This is a genomic window from Sphaerospermopsis reniformis, assembly GCF_005402885.1.
In the GTDB taxonomy this organism is placed as follows: Bacteria; Cyanobacteriota; Cyanobacteriia; order Cyanobacteriales; family Nostocaceae; genus Sphaerospermopsis; species Sphaerospermopsis kisseleviana.
Genome location: NZ_BJCE01000039.1, coordinates 1 through 17,411, shown reverse-complemented (window position 1 = coordinate 17,411; position 17,411 = coordinate 1). Strand labels below are relative to the sequence as shown.

Annotated in this window: 17 protein-coding genes and 1 pseudogene; 12 read left to right on the top strand and 6 right to left on the bottom strand. The window is 35.6% G+C overall.

The genetic code is table 11. The annotated features are described in order from the left end of the window. Positions 1-48: 48 nt before the first annotated feature. Complete coding sequence (gene modD, locus FFR48_RS08055; protein ID WP_137667007.1) at positions 49-891, top strand: ModD protein; 843 nt, start codon at positions 49-51, stop codon at positions 889-891. 786 nt (positions 892-1,677) lie between these two features. On the opposite strand, the gene FFR48_RS08050 is transcribed toward modD, so the two are convergent. Both FFR48_RS08050 and FFR48_RS08045 read right to left on the bottom strand, forming a co-directional pair. After that, the gene (locus FFR48_RS08050; protein ID WP_137667006.1) at positions 1,678-2,124 is read right to left on the bottom strand and encodes a type II toxin-antitoxin system VapC family toxin; all 447 of its coding nucleotides are present in this window, start codon (positions 2,122-2,124) and stop codon (positions 1,678-1,680) included. Next, a complete protein-coding gene (locus FFR48_RS08045) occupies positions 2,121-2,363 on the bottom strand; it encodes a hypothetical protein (RefSeq protein WP_096565788.1) in 243 nt (80 codons plus the stop codon). Before FFR48_RS08045 ends, FFR48_RS08050 begins: the two co-directional genes overlap by 4 nt. Before the next feature lie 476 nt (positions 2,364-2,839). Between FFR48_RS08045 and FFR48_RS08040 the strand changes: the two genes are divergently transcribed. Together FFR48_RS08040 and FFR48_RS08035 are read left to right on the top strand one after the other, a co-directional pair. Then, on the top strand, positions 2,840-3,196 hold the full coding sequence (locus tag FFR48_RS08040) for a type II toxin-antitoxin system RelE/ParE family toxin (RefSeq protein WP_137667005.1): 357 nt from the start codon (positions 2,840-2,842) through the stop codon (positions 3,194-3,196). Continuing rightward, complete coding sequence (locus FFR48_RS08035) at positions 3,193-3,408, top strand: helix-turn-helix domain-containing protein (RefSeq protein WP_137667004.1); 216 nt, start codon at positions 3,193-3,195, stop codon at positions 3,406-3,408. The genes FFR48_RS08040 and FFR48_RS08035 overlap by 4 nt, the downstream gene beginning before the upstream one ends. Before the next feature lie 172 nt (positions 3,409-3,580). Here FFR48_RS08035 and FFR48_RS08030 read toward each other — a convergent pair whose 3' ends face one another. Both FFR48_RS08030 and FFR48_RS08025 read right to left on the bottom strand, forming a co-directional pair. After that, a complete protein-coding gene (locus FFR48_RS08030; protein ID WP_137667003.1) occupies positions 3,581-4,108 on the bottom strand; it encodes a hypothetical protein in 528 nt (175 codons plus the stop codon). After that, positions 4,098-4,307: a hypothetical protein gene (locus tag FFR48_RS08025; protein WP_096565774.1), complete on the bottom strand. Its 210-nt coding sequence runs from the start codon at positions 4,305-4,307 to the stop codon at positions 4,098-4,100. The genes FFR48_RS08030 and FFR48_RS08025 overlap by 11 nt, the downstream gene beginning before the upstream one ends. 298 nt (positions 4,308-4,605) lie before the next feature. Here FFR48_RS08025 and FFR48_RS08020 point away from each other — a divergent pair, with 298 nt between their 5' ends. From FFR48_RS08020 to FFR48_RS07990, 7 genes are all read left to right on the top strand, one after another. After that, positions 4,606-5,721 (top strand): SUMF1/EgtB/PvdO family nonheme iron enzyme, encoded by a 1,116-nt coding sequence (locus tag FFR48_RS08020; RefSeq protein WP_137667002.1) that lies wholly within the window; start codon positions 4,606-4,608, stop codon positions 5,719-5,721. A gap of 411 nt (positions 5,722-6,132) precedes the next feature. Continuing rightward, positions 6,133-6,735, top strand: coding sequence for a pentapeptide repeat-containing protein (locus FFR48_RS08015; RefSeq protein WP_137667001.1), 603 nt, complete (start codon positions 6,133-6,135; stop codon positions 6,733-6,735). 84 nt (positions 6,736-6,819) lie between these two features. Further along, positions 6,820-8,409, top strand: coding sequence for a Ycf46 family AAA ATPase (locus FFR48_RS08010; RefSeq protein ID WP_137667000.1), 1,590 nt, complete (start codon positions 6,820-6,822; stop codon positions 8,407-8,409). A gap of 62 nt (positions 8,410-8,471) precedes the next feature. Further along, positions 8,472-8,846: a DUF1257 domain-containing protein gene (locus tag FFR48_RS08005; protein WP_137666999.1), complete on the top strand. Its 375-nt coding sequence runs from the start codon at positions 8,472-8,474 to the stop codon at positions 8,844-8,846. Further along, positions 8,847-9,095 (top strand): DUF2997 domain-containing protein, encoded by a 249-nt coding sequence (locus FFR48_RS08000; RefSeq protein ID WP_236104030.1) that lies wholly within the window; start codon positions 8,847-8,849, stop codon positions 9,093-9,095. Positions 9,096-9,263: 168 nt separating this feature from the next. After that, a complete protein-coding gene (locus FFR48_RS07995) occupies positions 9,264-9,815 on the top strand; it encodes a nucleotide exchange factor GrpE (protein ID WP_137666998.1) in 552 nt (183 codons plus the stop codon). Between the two features lie 144 nt (positions 9,816-9,959). Further along, entirely contained in the window at positions 9,960-11,546 is a 1,587-nt protein-coding gene (locus tag FFR48_RS07990; protein ID WP_137666997.1) for an Hsp70 family protein, read from the top strand. Positions 11,547-11,587: 41 nt separating this feature from the next. Here FFR48_RS07990 and pcrA read toward each other — a convergent pair whose 3' ends face one another. Next, positions 11,588-13,918 (bottom strand): DNA helicase PcrA, encoded by a 2,331-nt coding sequence (gene pcrA / locus FFR48_RS07985; RefSeq protein WP_137666996.1) that lies wholly within the window; start codon positions 13,916-13,918, stop codon positions 11,588-11,590. 206 nt (positions 13,919-14,124) lie between these two features. Continuing rightward, positions 14,125-15,861, bottom strand: coding sequence for a sensor histidine kinase (locus tag FFR48_RS07980; protein WP_137666995.1), 1,737 nt, complete (start codon positions 15,859-15,861; stop codon positions 14,125-14,127). A gap of 209 nt (positions 15,862-16,070) precedes the next feature. Between FFR48_RS07980 and FFR48_RS29345 the strand changes: the two are divergent. Continuing rightward, positions 16,071-16,445, top strand: a pseudogene (locus FFR48_RS29345) (RNA-guided endonuclease InsQ/TnpB family protein); the annotation flags it as partial. 225 nt (positions 16,446-16,670) lie between these two features. Beyond that, positions 16,671-17,108: a CAAD domain-containing protein gene (locus FFR48_RS07970; protein WP_096572570.1), complete on the top strand. Its 438-nt coding sequence runs from the start codon at positions 16,671-16,673 to the stop codon at positions 17,106-17,108. Positions 17,109-17,411: the final 303 nt, after the last annotated feature.

Genomic DNA, 17,411 nt, shown 5'->3' with positions numbered 1-17,411 from the left:
GACTACCCTCACAGATAATATAACTATTCCAACGGATCTGATATGAGAATGTTCTTTTCTGATGAAGAAATAGCACAATTAATTGCAGAAGATGTCCCATTTCTCGATTTAACTACCTATGGATTAAATATAGGTAAAGAATTAGGAGAAATTGAATTTTCTACCCGTCACACCATGACTATTTGTGCAACAGAAGAAGCAGCAAGAGTATTTGAAAAATGCGGTGCAAAAGTTGAATATTTACTAGAAAGTGGAACTTGTTTAACATCACAGCAATTAATTCTCAAAGCTAGTGGTTGTGCGGAAGCTTTACATATTGGTTGGAGAGTAGCGTTAAATTTAATGGAATACGCTTCTGGTATTGCTACCCGTGCAAAAGAATTGGTTGATGCTGCTAAAAATGTAAATTCTGATGTGGCAGTTGTCACCACTCGCAAATGCTTTCCTGGTACGAGAATTATTTCCATGAAAGCAATTTTAGCTGGTGGTGCTACTCCCCATCGTTTAGGACTTTCAGAAACAGTTTTGATTTTTAAACAACACCTACTATTTATAGATAGTATTGCAGAAATAAGTGAACGTATCAACCAAATGAGAAAACGATTTCCAGAACAAAAAATTGCTATTGAAGTGGAAACAGAAACCGATGCTTGGATGGTGGCTGAAGCAGGAGTTGATTTAATTCAATTTGATAAAATTCCTACTGTAGAACTTAGTGGTTTAGTTACAGAATTAAAGCAGAAATATCCAGGTTTAAAATTAGCAGCAGCAGGTGGAATTAATTTAGAAAATGTCAGGAATTATGCCAGCACAGGGGTAGATATTTTGGTGACAAGTTACCCGTATTTTGGTAAACCTGCTGATATTGGTGCGAAGATGAAACGGAGGTAATCCTAATGCTAATACTTCTGCTTCTCCTTGTCCCAAATCTATAACAACCAGGATTATGGGATTAACAAATGACTATTAACTTCATATTTTGTCTGAATCAGGATAACCAGGATTAGAGGATTAACAGGATGATTCTTTGATGGTTAATGACTATTAACTTAATATTTTGTCTGAATCAGGATATCCAGGATTAGAGGATTAATAGGATGATTATTTGATAATTACTAGACGTGAATGATGTATTGATTATTACAGTAATTTCATAAAAATTAACCTTTTGTCTGAATCAGGATAAGCAGGATTATAGGATTAACAGGATGATTATTTGATGGTTAATCACTGTTGTTTATGTATTGATTCTTACATCACACTTAATAAATATTTACCTTTCCCTATCACAATCATCAAAACCTAACCAATAATTAAACAACAACATCCTGTACATCCTCAAATCCTGGACATCCTGATTCTGACAACCACAACTTTCATCACACAACAAATAATCATCCAATCACATCCTGTACATCCTCAAATCCTGGACATCCTGATTCTGACAATAATATGCTATTTTGAATATAGTATACATCACATTAACCATTAACTCCGAGTAATTGTTGATTAAAAATTATGCTAAATCAACCTATTTCCACTGTTTTAACCCAAGTACAGAAAAACTTAAAACAACTTTATGGAGAACATTCACCACATAACAAAAAATCATCTAATCACATCCTGTACATCCTCAAATCCTGGACATCCTGATTCTGACAATAATATGCTATATTCTTAGCTATTAATATTTTGAGGATGAATAATTGTAATTTCAGGAATAGCTATAAAATCTTTGGGATTTAAAGTTAAAATATGGCTGATATTATGAGCAAGCATCACTGCTAATATGTGTATATCATGAGTTCGTTTACCAGAAATATTATATGTTGTTACTAAGTTCAACCAAATAGAAAATACATCTGGTGTTTCTGCTAGTAAATCAAATTGATTTATTAACATTTGTACTGCTTGAGTTGTTTGTTCTACAGTCCATCCTAAGCCATTAACATTGACAGGACGAGTAGCAACAACCCAAAATTCAATGATTACTTGAGGGGTAATAAAACATTGATGATTATTAGATATTAAATATTTAATTGTGTTATCAACTAGATGGAAATCAGGAGATGTGATATCTCTTGAACGTAACAGAATATTGGTATCTAATAAGTAACTACTCATCTTCCTCGATCATCATAAATGTTTTCTCGACGTAGTGCTTCATCAGAAAGATTAACAGAACTTTTAGGAGCTTTTTCTATCCACTCTTGCCAAAGTTTTAATCTTTCTTCAGAGGTTAAAGGCTTTTTAGGTTGTTTGTTGAAATCCTGATAACTCAGCCTTTCTTGGAAAAGTTGTTTTTCTTCGGGAGTTAATTTGGAAACAATTTCTACAAGCGAGTCAACAAGTTGTACATTCATAATTATCTATTTTATTTACTAGGTTATAGGCAATATTGTACTGTATTTTAATTATAATCTGTCAACTGTCAGAATCAGGATAACCAGGATTAGAGGATTAACAGGATGATTATTTGATGGTTAATCACTGTTGTTTATGTATTGATTCTTACATCACACTTAATAAATATTTACCTTTCCCTATAACAATCATCAACACCTAACCAATAATTAAACAATCACATCCTGTACATCCTCAAATCCTGGACATCCTGATTCAGACAACCACAACTTTCATCACACAACAAATAATCATCCAATCACATCCTGTACATCCTTAAATCCTGGACATCCTGATTCTGACAATATTAAATTTATCTAAACAACTAGCAAAATTACCCAAATATGGTATATTTAATAGAGGACATATAAAACAAAAATTGATTCAGATTAATGTACTACTGATGGAGATAAAATAGAATAAGTTAATTATATTTATGGAATGGAATATAATATTCGATCCAGATTTTAGAAGTTGGTTTTATCAACAAGAACAGGGATTTCAAAATGAAGCATTTGCTGTATTAGGTATTTTAGCAGAATTTGGACCCAGTTTAGGAAGACCAAGAGTTGATACTTTACAAGGTTCTGATTTCAGCAATATGAAAGAACTGCGTATTCAATATCAAGGAGAACCTTGGCGGATTTTATTTGCATTTGATCCTAAAAGACAAGCGATTTTATTAGTTGGAGGTAACAAAGCTGGTAATAAAAAATGGTATAAAGAAAATATTCCCATAGCAGATGAACGGTATAGAGAATATTTGCAGACACTCAAGGAAGAAAAATCATGAAAAAATATACAACTTTATCTGAAGAATTAAATCAACTTTCTCAAGAAAGAAAAGAAATTATTGCTACAAGAACTTCTGAAATAAGGTTAGAAGAAATTACACTTCAACAATTAGGTAAAAAATTGGGTTTATCACAATCAGAATTAGCTGCTAGTTTGGAGTTATCGCAAAGCGAAATATCTCATTTAGAAAGTGGACAAAGTTTAGAATAATATTAGGATTATACAATTTAGCTGTGTAACAGCTTATCATAAGCCCCCTCATCGCTTGCGGGAAGGGGGTTGGGGTTATTGGTGACAAGTTAAGGCTGAAAGTATAGAAATGTCGGAAGCTGCTCATGATCTAATTGAAGGTGTAGAATTAGATAGATCAGTAAAGTCAAAATTAATCACATTCATGAATTGATTTACATTCCCAAAATTGTCCAGGTCCTACTATCAAAATTTGCTCATTTGGCATTAATAATTCCCAGTAAGCAAGACCAGAATCATCTTCTAAATCTGGTTCTAAAATAAATTTATAATTATAATTATCCTCACCCTCAAATGATAAAGTGAGTGTAAAATCATGATTGCCACCAAGGGCAAAATTAGTCAGCTTTGTATTTTCTAACTGCTGTAACAATCTTTCAGCAAATTCATTATTTGGGTGTATATCTAAAATAGATGAATGAATTCCAGACAAAAGATTTCCGAACGTTAAACTCCAAGGTGTTGCCCTAGTGAAAAGTTGCCAGCTTCCTTTGTTTAAGTGTTTTAATTTAGGATGATTATAAGGTTGCATTTCACCAAAGTCTAATATTAATTCATCACCATAACTAAATCCAATTTGATGGCAAGTTTCGCCGATAATTGGTTGAATAATTTGATTCAGATTTTGTATAGAATTAGCAAGAGATGTTTTAGGAGTCATAATCAATATCCTCTAAAAATTCTTTAGCTTTTTGTCTAAGTTCCTGATATGTAAAATCACCTCTATCATTTAAAGTTCCACCATAACCATTTCTTTTTTCTATCTCGATAAATTTACCAAATGCTTTTCTTAATTTCTCTGACATACTAAATTCTCTAGCAATAGCATCAATTTGTTTAATGTCATATTTTTTACCCATAAATATATATACATCCTGATATAATATTTTAACATTAGGAGCTTCATCATGGGTTTCCGTGTAGTCGTATCTTCCAGGACTCAGTAGCTATTGGCGCTTTTACCCTCTTACTCTTGGAACTTCTTAAACTCTTTCTATTTGTCTGAATGTCGCTCAGTACAAGTCGCGGTAGTTGAGCGTAGTCGAAACTCGATAACCACCTGATTCAGACAATATTAAAATTATGTAAACAAATAACAAAGTTACTCAAATATGCTATTTTAGATACAGTATACATGAAACCAACTATTAACCAATCATGAATAATCCACAACAACCGCGAGAATACGATGCTGTGCTTGGTGGTAATAGTCCATCACTAGAAGGTGCTGCGGTTTTAGGTGGTATTGAAGGGGTAAAATTACGGTTGCAAAATCCAGATGCCAAGGTGAGAATTGCTGCACTTGAGCAAGCATTGAATTATGGAGAACAGGGTTTAGATTTAGTAATTGCAGGTTTAAAGGATGAATCTTGGGATATTCAAAATGCAGCTTATTTAATATTAAATAAAAGAACAGAACCCAGAATTAAACAAATATTACAAAATCCTCGTCAATTAGGTTTTAAATTAGAAGAGATCGAAGTAGTAACAGTCAACAGATATGGACAAATTATTGAGCGTCAGCAGCGTATAGCTAGATATTTTACTGAAGGTTTGGGTAATGGTCTAAAATTAGAAATGGCTGCAATTCCTGGTGGTACTTTTCTGATGGGTTCACCGGAAGACGAGAAAGAAAGACATCGTAATGAAAGTCCCCAACATGAAGTTACTGTTCCAGATTTTTTTATGGGAAAATATCCAGTAACACAGGCACAATATCAAGCGATCATGGGGAATAACCGTTCTCACTGTAAAGGTGAAAACCGCCCTGTGGAAACGGTTAGGTGGAATGATGCGGTTAAATTCTGTGAACTGTTAAGCCAAAGAACAGGAAAAAAATACACCCTACCCAGCGAAGCACAATGGGAGTATGCTTGTAGAGCCGGAACTACCACACCTTTTTATTTTGGAGAGACGATTACAACAGATTTAGCTAACTATGATGGTAATCACACTTACGCTTCTGCTCCTCAAGGAGAGTATCGTAGACAAACCACAGATGTAGGCACTTTTCCCCCTAACGCTTTTGGTTTGTATGATATGCACGGAAACGTCTGGGAGTGGTGTTTCGATAATTGGGTAGGTAACTATAATAACGCGCCTACAAATGGTAGTGCTGTTACAAGCTCAAGTAATAAAAAGTTGCTGCGCGGTGGTTCTTGGGCCGACAGTCCTGTAGGTTGCCGTTCGGCGTGTCGCTTCTATTATGTTGCGGGCTTCGTCAGCGACATCTTCGGTTTTCGTGTTGTGTGTGGTGCTGCGTGGACTTTGTAGCCCTTTATACTCTTACACTCTTGCCCTTTACCCTCTTTTCTTTTCCCTTTCCCCTCGCCGTCAGGCGATCAATTTTTTTGTCTGATAGCGAAGCGTGGCGTAGCCATATCAGGATAACCAGGATTATAGGATTGACAGGATTGTAATTTGATGATTGATAGATGAGATTCATATATTTATTCTTCCATCTCACTTCATAAATATTTATTTACTTTTCTCTATCCTAATCATTAACAACTAACGAACAATTAAACAATCACATCCTGTACATCCTCAAATCCTGGACATTATCTCGACTTCGCTCGATAACCACCTGATTCAGACAATCTTAAAATTATGTAAACAAATAACCAAATTCCCTAAATATGCTATTTTAGATACAGTATACATGAAACCTACCATTAACCAATCATGAATAATCCACAACAACCCCTAGAGTATGATGCTGTGCTTGGTGGTGAAAATCAAATATCAAGTAGTCCTGATCTGAAAATGACCACAGAAAGAGCGATAAATTTATTAAAAGCTGGTGATCTAGGAATTAGACTATGGAATCAATTTATAAGAGAAGAAACGTATATTCCTAGTCTTAAAGGAGTTGATTTGAGCGGACATAATTTACATTATATTAATTTTTCTAATGCTAATCTTCAAGATGCAAAATTCAGTAATACTAATCTTTATGCTGCTAATTTTTCTAATGCTAATCTTCAAGGTGCAAAATTGAATGGGTGTGTGCATTCTGCTAATTTTTCTAATGCTAATCTTCAAGGTGCAGATTTGAGTAGTGCAGATTTGAGTGGTGCTGATTTTTGTAATGCTGATTTAACTGACACTAAATTTGATGGTGCTAAGTTATCTGGGGCAAAACTTAAAAATGCCATTATTGCTAATACAAGTTTTTTAAACACAAATCTTGAAGGTGCTGATGTAACAGGAACTAAAATTTTTTTAGCCAATGTTAATAAAGAAACTCTGACAGAGCAAATTTCTGGAATTGACAAATTAAATTAATTCAGATATTTATTTTCTTCTTTTCAACTTTGCGCGAAATAAAAAACCCAATAAACTAACAACTATCCCCCCTATTTATACATAATGAATAACCCCCATCAACAACTCATTCAACAAATAGACCTCATGCTTCGCGCCCGCTATCCCCTACTATATATAGTCGGAGTCGAAGAAGAACCAATAGAACAAGTCCTGCAACAACTCACCCAAATATCCCAGACACCACGACAACTATTATTATGGGATATCGTCACCGGTTGGGATGACAACGGAACTGATAAAGGTTCAGTCATGGGTGCATTATCAAGAATTACCAAAACCCCAGAAAATACAACCACAATATTTGTATTGCGAGACATACATTTTATTCTCAAAAACCCCGAAACAGAAAAAAATGCTCCCGTAATTCGTGCTATCAAAAACCTCACCCGTCAACTCAAACGCACACGCCAAACCCTCATCCTCACCAGTCATACTTTAACCATTCCCCCAGAACTACAAGAAGAAATTACAGTAATTGATTTTCCCTTACCCAACATCCAAGAAATAGATTATTTAATTCATCAATTAATAGTCCCCGAAAAACTTAACTTAAATGGACTAGGAAAAGAACAATTAATCAAAGCCTGTCAAGGATTAAGTCGCGCCAGAATTAGAAGAGTATTAGCAGCAGCATTAGCAGCCAAAGGACAAGTCAACGAAACAGATATTGATAGAGTATTAGAAGAGAAAAAACAAGCAGTTCGCCAAACCGGAATCTTAGAATTTTACACATCCAATGAATCATTAAAAAACGTCGGTGGTTTGGAAAATCTCAAACAGTGGGTGCGAATGCGTCAAGATGCTTTTACCGAAGAAGCAAGACGTTATGGCATACCCAACCCAAAAGGCGTTTTATTAGTAGGAATACAAGGAACAGGAAAATCATTATCAGCCAAAACTATCGCCCACGAATGGCGTTTACCACTGTTACGTTTAGACGTGGGGAGATTATTTGGGGGCATAGTGGGAGAAAGTGAAAATCGCATTCGCCAAATGATACAATTAGCAGAAGCAATATCACCCTGTGTATTATGGATGGATGAAATAGATAAGGCTTTTGGTAATATTAATAGTGGGGTTGATGGTGACTCTGGAACATCGCGCCGAGTATTTGGAACATTAATAACTTGGATGCAAGAAAAAACCAGTCCCGTGTTTATGGTGGCTACTGCTAATAATGTGCAAATATTACCAGCAGAGTTATTAAGAAAAGGGCGATTTGATGAAATATTCTTTTTAAATTTACCTACAGAAAATGAACGCCATGATATTTTTAAAGTCCACATTCAAAAAGTTCGCCCTTCCCGACTGCGAGAATTTGATTTACAGCAACTTGCCATAAATACGGAAAATTTTAGCGGTGCTGAAATTCAACAAGTAATTATTGATGGAATGCACCGGGCTTTTGGTAGTTTAATAGATGGAAATAGGCGTGATTTTAATACGGAAGATATTTTAGATGCCATATCGGAAACTGTACCTTTGGCGGCTATTGCTAAGGAACAAATTACCAGTTTAAAACGTTGGGCGGCGGAAGCTGGCGCAAGAACGGCTTCTATTGATACACTGTTAATTGAGGAGTTAAAGGTTTATTCTCAGCAGCAAGGTTTGGGTCCTTTGGAGGTGGATTAAATAATTGATAATTGATAATTGACAATTGATAATTCATAAATGAAAAAAGGAGTTGATTTTTTATGTCTCATTTTACAACTATCAAAGTACAAATTAAAAATGGTGATGTTCTCTATCAAATATTGCAAGAGTTAGGTTATCAAGTTGAGTTAAATTCTCAGGTTCGTGGTTATAGGGGTAATACTACAAGTGCTGAATATGTGATTAAACAACCTAATGGTTATGATTTAGGTTTTCGTCAACAGGGAGGAATTTATGAATTAGTTGCAGATTTTTGGGGTGCAAAAATTAATCAACAAGATTTTATTAATAAAATTAGTCAAAAATACGCCCATAGAAGTTTGATGGAAACCATACAAACTGAGGGTTTTAATGTAGAGGAAGAGGAAGTTTTAGCAGATGGTACGGTGCGGGTTGTTGTTGGTAAATGGGTTTAGATGTTGTTTGTTTATTATCAACCAGGAAAAATCATCATGGCAGAATATCAAAAGATTGAATATCGCATTAGTAAAGATGGTAAAATTGTGGAACGTGTTTTAAATGCCACAGGTTCTAGTTGTTTGGAAACTACAAAAAGTTTAGAACAATCTTTAGGAGAAATAGAATCTCAGGAATTATTACCTGAATATTACGAAGGAGAAGAGAATATTAATATCGCTGAAAATCAAACTTTACAACAACAATAATTAATCATTCCTCGTTCCTTGTCTCTGACAAGGAATGCAAAAAGAGGCTCTGCCTCGTTATAAAATAGAGGTAGAACCTCTAAAATTGCATTCCCAGTCTGGAGACTGCGAACGAGGAACGAGAATAATAAACTAACTACATCAACATCACTAAAATCAATAAATAATATGCTAGAACAAATTAATCATATCGGTTTTGGTCTAATTCTCGCTATCATCATTTATATTATTTTGCGTTTCCTATTTCCCGAAACTCAGAAAAATACATCTATTAATCATCAAAATACAAATGCAACCGAGACAGAACAGAAAATCAGAGATTTAGAGTTACAATGTCAACGACTGCGGGAAGAATTAAAACAACAATCTCAACAATTACAAACAGATTTCCAGAATGAAACTTTTACCCAACTGCAAACTTTACTTACCAACTATCCCACAGTCAAAAAAATGGCTTTAACAAAACCTGACTTACCCGCTAAAAATATTGTTTCTCTATTTACATCTTTAGATAATTTAATGGACAATTGGGGTTATACTGTGATTGGGGAAACTTGGGAACAGGTTAATTATAATCCCCAAATACATCAAGCTGATAGTGATGATATTCAAGAAGGTGATTTAGTTTATATTAGGTTTATTGGTTATCAAGATGGTGACAAAGTTCTCTATCCTGCTAAAGTTAGTCGCACTTTACCAGGAGGTTTTAATAATAATTGAATATATCTCACGCAAAAACGCAATCTCCGTCAGGAGATCCCGAAGGGTAGACGCAAAGAAGATAAAGAGAAGTTAATTATATTGATTTATTATTCTGACTCCTGACTCCTGACTCCTGACTCCTGACTCCTGACTCCTAAATTTATGACTACTATTGCAATTGATTTTGGTACGAGTAATACTGTAATTAGTATTTTAGAAGTTGATACCCAACAACCTAAAAGTTTACGTTTCCCTAATTTATCCCGTGTATTTGTGGGTGTTACTTCTCAAGGTGAAAGATTAGAATATCCGGTTATTCCTAGTTTAATGTTTATTAAATCAGGTCATAATATTATATTAGGTGAAGGTGTGAGAAGTCAACGTTTAGGACTTTCTCAAAATTATCCCCCAGAAAGATTATTTAAAAAGTTTAAACGTGATTTAGCTGGAGATTATCAACCACCACCACGTCAAATTGATGGAATTAGTTATAATTCTGTTGCTGTTTCTGAGTTGTTTATCCAAACTATTTGGCAGGAAATTAAACAGCAGAATATAGAACCTAGTCATTTAGTTTTTACCGTTCCTGTTGGTGCTTTTGAACGTTATTTAGATTGGTTTCGAGAGTTAGGTAATAAATTAAATGTTCCCCAAGTTTCTATTATAGATGAATCTACCGCCGCAGCTTTAGGTTATGCTGTAAAATCTCCCGGTAACTTAATTTTAGTGGTTGATTTTGGTGGTGGAACTCTGGATTTAAGTTTAGTGAGAACTGTTAATAATTCCCATGATAATCATAACTTACGTGCTGAGGTTTTAGCCAAATCAGAAGCTTATGTAGGTGGTGAAGATATTGATGTTTGGATAGTTGATGATTATTTACGTTCTCAAAATCTCACACCTGAACAAGTTGGTAAAATCAGTTATCAAAATCTTTTAGAAATTGCTGAACGTTTAAAAATTCAACTTTCTAAAAATCAAACTGCTTCCGAAAGTTGGTTTGATGATGAATCTTTTATGTCTTATGAGTTAAAAATCACCCGTGAAAAATTAGAAGAAATTTTAGAATATCGGCAATTTTTACAACAGTTACGGGATGCGTTAGATGAAGTTTTAACATTTGCACTCAGAAAAGGTATTGCTAAAAATGATATTGAACAAGTTTTATTAGTGGGAGGAAGTTGTTTAATTCCCGCAGTTCAACAATTAATTATTTCTTATTTTGGTAAAAGTAAGGTAAAATTAAATAAACCCTTTGATGCTGTATGTCATGGTGCGTTAGCAATAACCCAAATTACAGAAATAGATGATTTTTTGCGTCATAGTTATGCGATTCGTTTATGGGATAATTACAGCAAAAGTTATATTTATCATCCTATATTTACCAAAGGTACAAAATATCCTTGTCAAAGTTCCCAATGGTTAACCTTACAAACAGCAAATAATGGACAAACAGAAATTCGTTTAGATATTGGGGAATTAGGTGATATGACACAAACAGAAATAGCTTTTGACGCTTCAGGTAGAATGACTTCTAGCACTCTCCAACATCAAGAAAGTTACCGTTCCTTAGATACCCAACATCAACAGGTATGTGTAGCAAAACTTAACCCTCCAGGGGCAGCAGGATTTGATAGAATATCAGTATTATTTGAAGTTGATTCTCGTCGGATTTTGTTAGCAACTGTTAAGGATTTATTAACAGCAGAGATATTAGTTAATAGAGGTGAAATTTATAAATTGAGGTAAGATAATATCTCTAAGCGCCAGTCAATTGTCCCCAGTCCCTTTTATTCCATCCTTTGCAACTGCGCTACTTTCGGATCAATGATTTTTTGACCTAAACTAGCAAATTTAATCGCTATAGATATCTTATTACCCGTTCCAAAAACATGAGTAATTTCACCAATACCAAAAGTTTTATGTAATACTTTTTCGCCTACTTGCCAATTTTCTGATATGCTTTGATTATTTGTTTTTGCTGATGGTGATTTAGTGAAAGTACGGGTATTTTTCCGTTTGGTGGTTAATAAATCTGGGGGTAGTTCTTCCAAAAATTGCGATCGCAAAGCTGGTTCTCTACTACCATACAACCTTCTTTCTCTGGCATGGGATAAATACAATCTTTCCTTAGCGCGTGTTATCCCCACATAACACAAACGTCTCTCTTCTTCTAAAGATGCGGGATCTTGCAAAGAACGATAACCAGGAAATAAACCCTGTTCTAACCCAACTAAAAATACTACAGGAAATTCTAAACCTTTAGAAGCGTGCAAAGTCATTAAAGAAACTGCTGTTTGTCCTTCTTTTAAATTATCTAAATCAGAACTTAACGCCGCACTTTGTAGAAACGCTTGCAAGGAAATATCATCACCTTTATTATCGTCTTCAAATTGAGTGATAGCGTTAAACAATTCTTTGACGTTACTGATTCTATTATCAGCTTCATCCGTTCCCTGTTCCATCAAATCCCGAATATAGTTAGAATCATCTAAAATTCCTTCTAAAATCTCAGAACCGGGAATTTTTGTAATTTGTTCTTGCCATTTCTGAATTATACTAGCAAAACCATTGACAGACTTGGCTGCACGTCCAGCTAAAGTATTTACTGATGTTTCATCACTTAATATTTCCCATAAAGTTGTACCTAATTGTTGGGAAGCATTCATCAAAGCGTCAATAGTAGCTTTACCAATTCCCCGACGAGGAGTATTAATAACTCTTAATAAACTAACAGTATCCGCTGGATTATTAATTGCTCTTAAATAAGCAACAACATCTTTAATTTCTTTGCGGTCATAAAATTTCATTCCCCCGACAACTGTATAAGGAATTTGATATTTTACTAATAATTCTTCAAAAGGTCGAGATTGGGCGTTAGTGCGATAAAGAATAGCAAAACTACCCCAATTTAATTCCGGGTTTTGATGTTCTAAAGTGCGAATTTGATTAATCACAAAATCTGCTTCTGCTATTTCATCATCTGCTTTATAACAATAAATTGCTTCCCCTGCATCCCGTGTAGCTCTGAGAATTTTATCAATACGTTGGGTGTTATTTTCTATTAGTTCATTAGCAGCTTGGAGGATATTTTCACAAGAGCGATAGTTTTCTTCTAATTTTACCATTGTTCTGGTATCATCATCCTCTAAACCATCACCAAAATCTTGTTGAAATTCAAGTAATATGGTAAAATCAGCCATTCTAAAACTGTAAATAGATTGGTCAGCATCACCCACCACAAACACAGACCGATTTTGCCAATCCCACTCACTCTTTCTGTTTTCACCATTAGTTACTAACAGACGAATCAATTCATATTGAGTGCGGTTGGTGTCTTGATATTCATCTACTAAAATATGACAAAATTTCCGATGCCAATACCCTAAAACTTGTTCATTTTGTTGAAATAATCTCGTGGGGATTAAAATTAAATCATCAAAATCCAAAGCGTTATTTTGTGCTAATCTATCTTGGTAAAGATTATAAACATCAGCAATTACCCGACCCCGATAATTTGGATGTTCCCGTTCAAATTCCTGGGGTGATAAACCTTGGTTTTTTGCATTACTAATGGCGTAACGCACAGATTTAGGATCAAATTTTTTACTATCTAAATTAAGTTCTTTAGTAACAATTTCTTTGATTAAGCTTTGGACATCAGACTCATCAAAAATGGAAAAGTTTTTATTCCAACGTCGTCCTTTTTCATCTTGATATTTTTCGATGTCAAAGCGGAGAATGCGAGAAAAAAGACTATGAAAAGTGCCACACCACATATTTTTGATAGTAGTGCGATAAACTTTAGATATCAATTGAGTTTGTTCATATTCTGGTAATAAATCAAACTTTTGACCATGTTGAGAAATTGCTAATTGTTCAGCAAATAACCTTTGAATCCTATCTTTCATTTCCCGTGCAGCTTTGTTAGTGAAAGTCACCGCTAAAATGTTTTCAGGGTTAACACGGTTTTGCAGAATCAAATTAGCGATACGGTAGGTAAGCGCACGAGTTTTACCAGAACCCGCACCAGCGACAACTAATAACGGTCCGCAATAGTGTTCAACTGCTATGCGTTGACTGGGGTTAAGATGGCTGAGAAAATCAATATTTGTAGTCATAGGTGTGTGAAAGAGCGATGCAGTGATATCTGTAAAATGACATTTATCAATTGTAGCTATTGGTCAGACTACAATATCCTCAGCAACTTGGGTCAAGAAATATCAGATTCCAACAAACTCTTAACTCTTAACTCTTAACTCTTAACTCTTAACTCTTAACTCTATCACCCATCACCCATCACCTGTCACCTGTCACCTTTCACCTGTCACCTGTCACCTGTCACCTGCACCGTCAAAGGTAAATTGACTTTAAAGGTTGAACCAGCACCAAGCTGACTTTTGACAATAATCTCACCCCCCATCATTTGACAAAAATGACGGCTAATAGCCAATCCTAACCCAGTACCGCCATATTTCCTCGTAGTGGAATTATCTCCTTGGGTAAAAGGTTGAAATAGCTGCTGCTGCTGACTAGGGGACATTCCAATTCCTGTATCAGTTACAGTAAAACTAATTACACTCAAGGGCGCGTCTTGACGTAATTTGATTTTTTCATGCTTAACCGTCAAAGTCACTTTGCCGTTAGTGGTAAATTTAGCCGCATTACTGAGTAAGTTTAATAATATTTGTTGCATCCTGGTTTTATCAGTATACATTGTCCCTAGATTATCATCACAGTCCACCTGTAAAGTATTGCCATTTTTTTCCATAGCTGGTTTAACTGTGAGAACAACATTATTAATCAAATTTGTAATATCAAATGTCTCTGGGTAAAGAGTCATTTTCCCAGCTTCGATTTTTGACACATCCAGGATATCGTTAATGAGTTTTAGTAAATGTCTACCGGCAGAATTGATAGTTTCTAAATCAGTGATAAAATCTGGGGATACAGCAAAATCAGCAGCATCATCTTGCAAAAGTTGACTTAAACCAATAACTGCATTTAACGGTGTGCGTAACTCGTGACTGACATTAGCGAGAAATTGACTTTTTGCTGTGCTGGCAGCTTCAGCTAATTCTTTGGCTTGTTCGAGTTGTTTAGTGCGTTCAGATACTCGCTCAATCAAGCGATTGAGAGATTTAGCCAGCAAGCCAATTTCATCATCAGTAGTGATGGGAGCGCGTAAATCGAAATTAGATTTTTTGGCCACTTGTTCAGCTACTTGAGTGACAGTAATTACAGGTTCAGCGATCGCTCGACTGGTACGCCAAGCTACCACAGCTGCAATAGCCACAGATAGCAGCATACTGACTATAAAAATTGTTCTTTCTACAAATCTCGCTTCCTCTACATCGTTTTGCCTATCCTGTTCTTGTTCTTGCGCCGTTCTTAAAATTCTCGTCAACTTATTTGATAAATTATCTAGATCCTCGACAGTGTTACTGTTCATAACTTCCAGTAACTCTTTGCGTACAGTTTCTACTTGTTCAGACTGTAAAGCATTATTATCAAGTTTTTGTAAAATTTTTTCTACTTGCTCAATATAAGCTTTAAAATTACTAGAATAATCTGATAATAAAGTTTGTAAAGTGTTGCTATTGGCAGCTAAAGTCTCGGGCTTACTGCTAATATATGCGCTGATTTTTGTGTCTAATTTTTGAGCTTCAGCAAAAGAAGTCAGTAATTCATCTTTTTTCTGGGTTCGCTTTTGTGTATTTTCTAAAACAGCCACTAAATTCGCGCTATGCAACTGTGCCTCAAATATGGCATTTTTATAATTATTCAGTAGTTGTTCTTGCTGTTTAGCTTGATGGAACTGTCGGACTTCTCTGCCTCGGTAGTAGTTGGCCAGCACTAACCCTGTCAAGGAACCAAAAAAGCCTATTCCAATAGCTACAAAGTAGCCATAGCCGATTTTTTGATGGATACGCCATGAACTAGCTTTAAGTTTCCCACGGGAGGGAAATTCTATTGTTGGAAGTTCATCTATTTTTGGCTCTTGAGTTGACACTTTTTTGCTTTCCCAACTTTTGTCAACAAGGTAAAGCTTTTGATCTGGTATCCCAGCATTTTCTTAACCTTCCTACAAATATCACCAACCAAGTTTAACCTTGATAATGACTTTAAATATGATTAAATTATCATTTATCCTTTTGGATAACAGGATTAAATCATTCTTTTCCAGATAATAGCATGGACTTATAAGAAAATCGAGTGAGCCAAAACCACGCCCGATAAATTATCGTAACTTGGTGGAGATACTTTATCGTATTAGCCAAGTCAATTAGTGATGTTAGTTGGTCGCTGTTTACTCAATGGTTAGAATATTTTGGGAAGATTTACGGGCGTGTGGTTGTACCAGTTACACCACAATATACTTCTCAAAATTGTGCTAATTGTGGAGAAATTGTCAAAAAATCACTGTCAGTTAGAACTCATGTTTGTAACTGTGGGTGTGTTCTTGATCGGGACCACAACGCTGCAATCAATATTTTAGCGAAGGCACTAAAACAGACAGGCTATGATTTAAGTACCGTCGGGCGGACGGAAACTTTTTACACTGAGCGAAGCCGAAGTGTTAACGCTTGTGGAGAGATGACCCTCTACCCAGATTTGGTAACAAGTTTGGGCATGGTTGCTCATTGAAGCAAGAATCCCCGTCCTTTTAAGGTGGGGAGCGTCAATAATGTCTAGTCTATTTGAACAAACCTAAAAATTGTTACATATTAAAATCAAGATGAAAAAGCCAATTGACGAATCTGGCTGAATATAGCTTTAATAGTGAGAAATAGTCCATTGCTTAGTAAACAGTCTTGTGGTCAGAATAGTGAGGATTAAGAAAACTCCACTGTCAAAATTATGGAAGTGAAAATGCAAGAACCAGAATATACAGAAACCAAGTCAAAAGAAACAACAATCCCAGATATCAACACCCAAGCAGGAAGCATCACCAAACTACAGCCTCCTGTACAGTCTCAAGAGCAATGGCTCAAATATGGGCAGCAAGTTTCTGGCTTTTTAGGCACATTACCTGACTATGTGGGTAACTTCTTTAATCAATACAAGCAGCCTATAATTAGCATTGGTTTAGTGATTACAGCAATTGTCACTGTTAAGGTTTTACTGGCTGTACTAGATTCTCTCAATGGTATTCCCTTGGTAGCACCTACCTTTGAATTGATTGGTATTGGTTATTCTGCCTGGTTTGTGTATCGCTATTTACTCAAAGCTTCAACTCGGCAAGAGTTAACCAGTGAAATTACAACCCTCAAATCACAAGTTGTAGGTAAAGACTCTTCGGAATCTTAATTTTTAAGCAGTCAGGAGGCAGGAGGCAAAAGGCAGGAGGCAGGAGGCAGGAGGCAGGAGGCAGGAGGCAGGAGGCAGGAGGCAGGAGCAAAATAAATATTTCTTGCTCCCTGTTCCCTGTTCCCTGTTCGCTGCTCCCTGTTCCCTATTTTTTGACTTTTGACTTTTAATTTTCTTCCCCAGTCACCAGTCACCAGTCACCAGTCACCAGTCACCAGTCACCAGTCCCCAGTCCCCAGTCACCAGTCACCAGTCACCAGTCCCCCGTTCCCAACCAACAACTACAAATCCCCAGTGACTCAC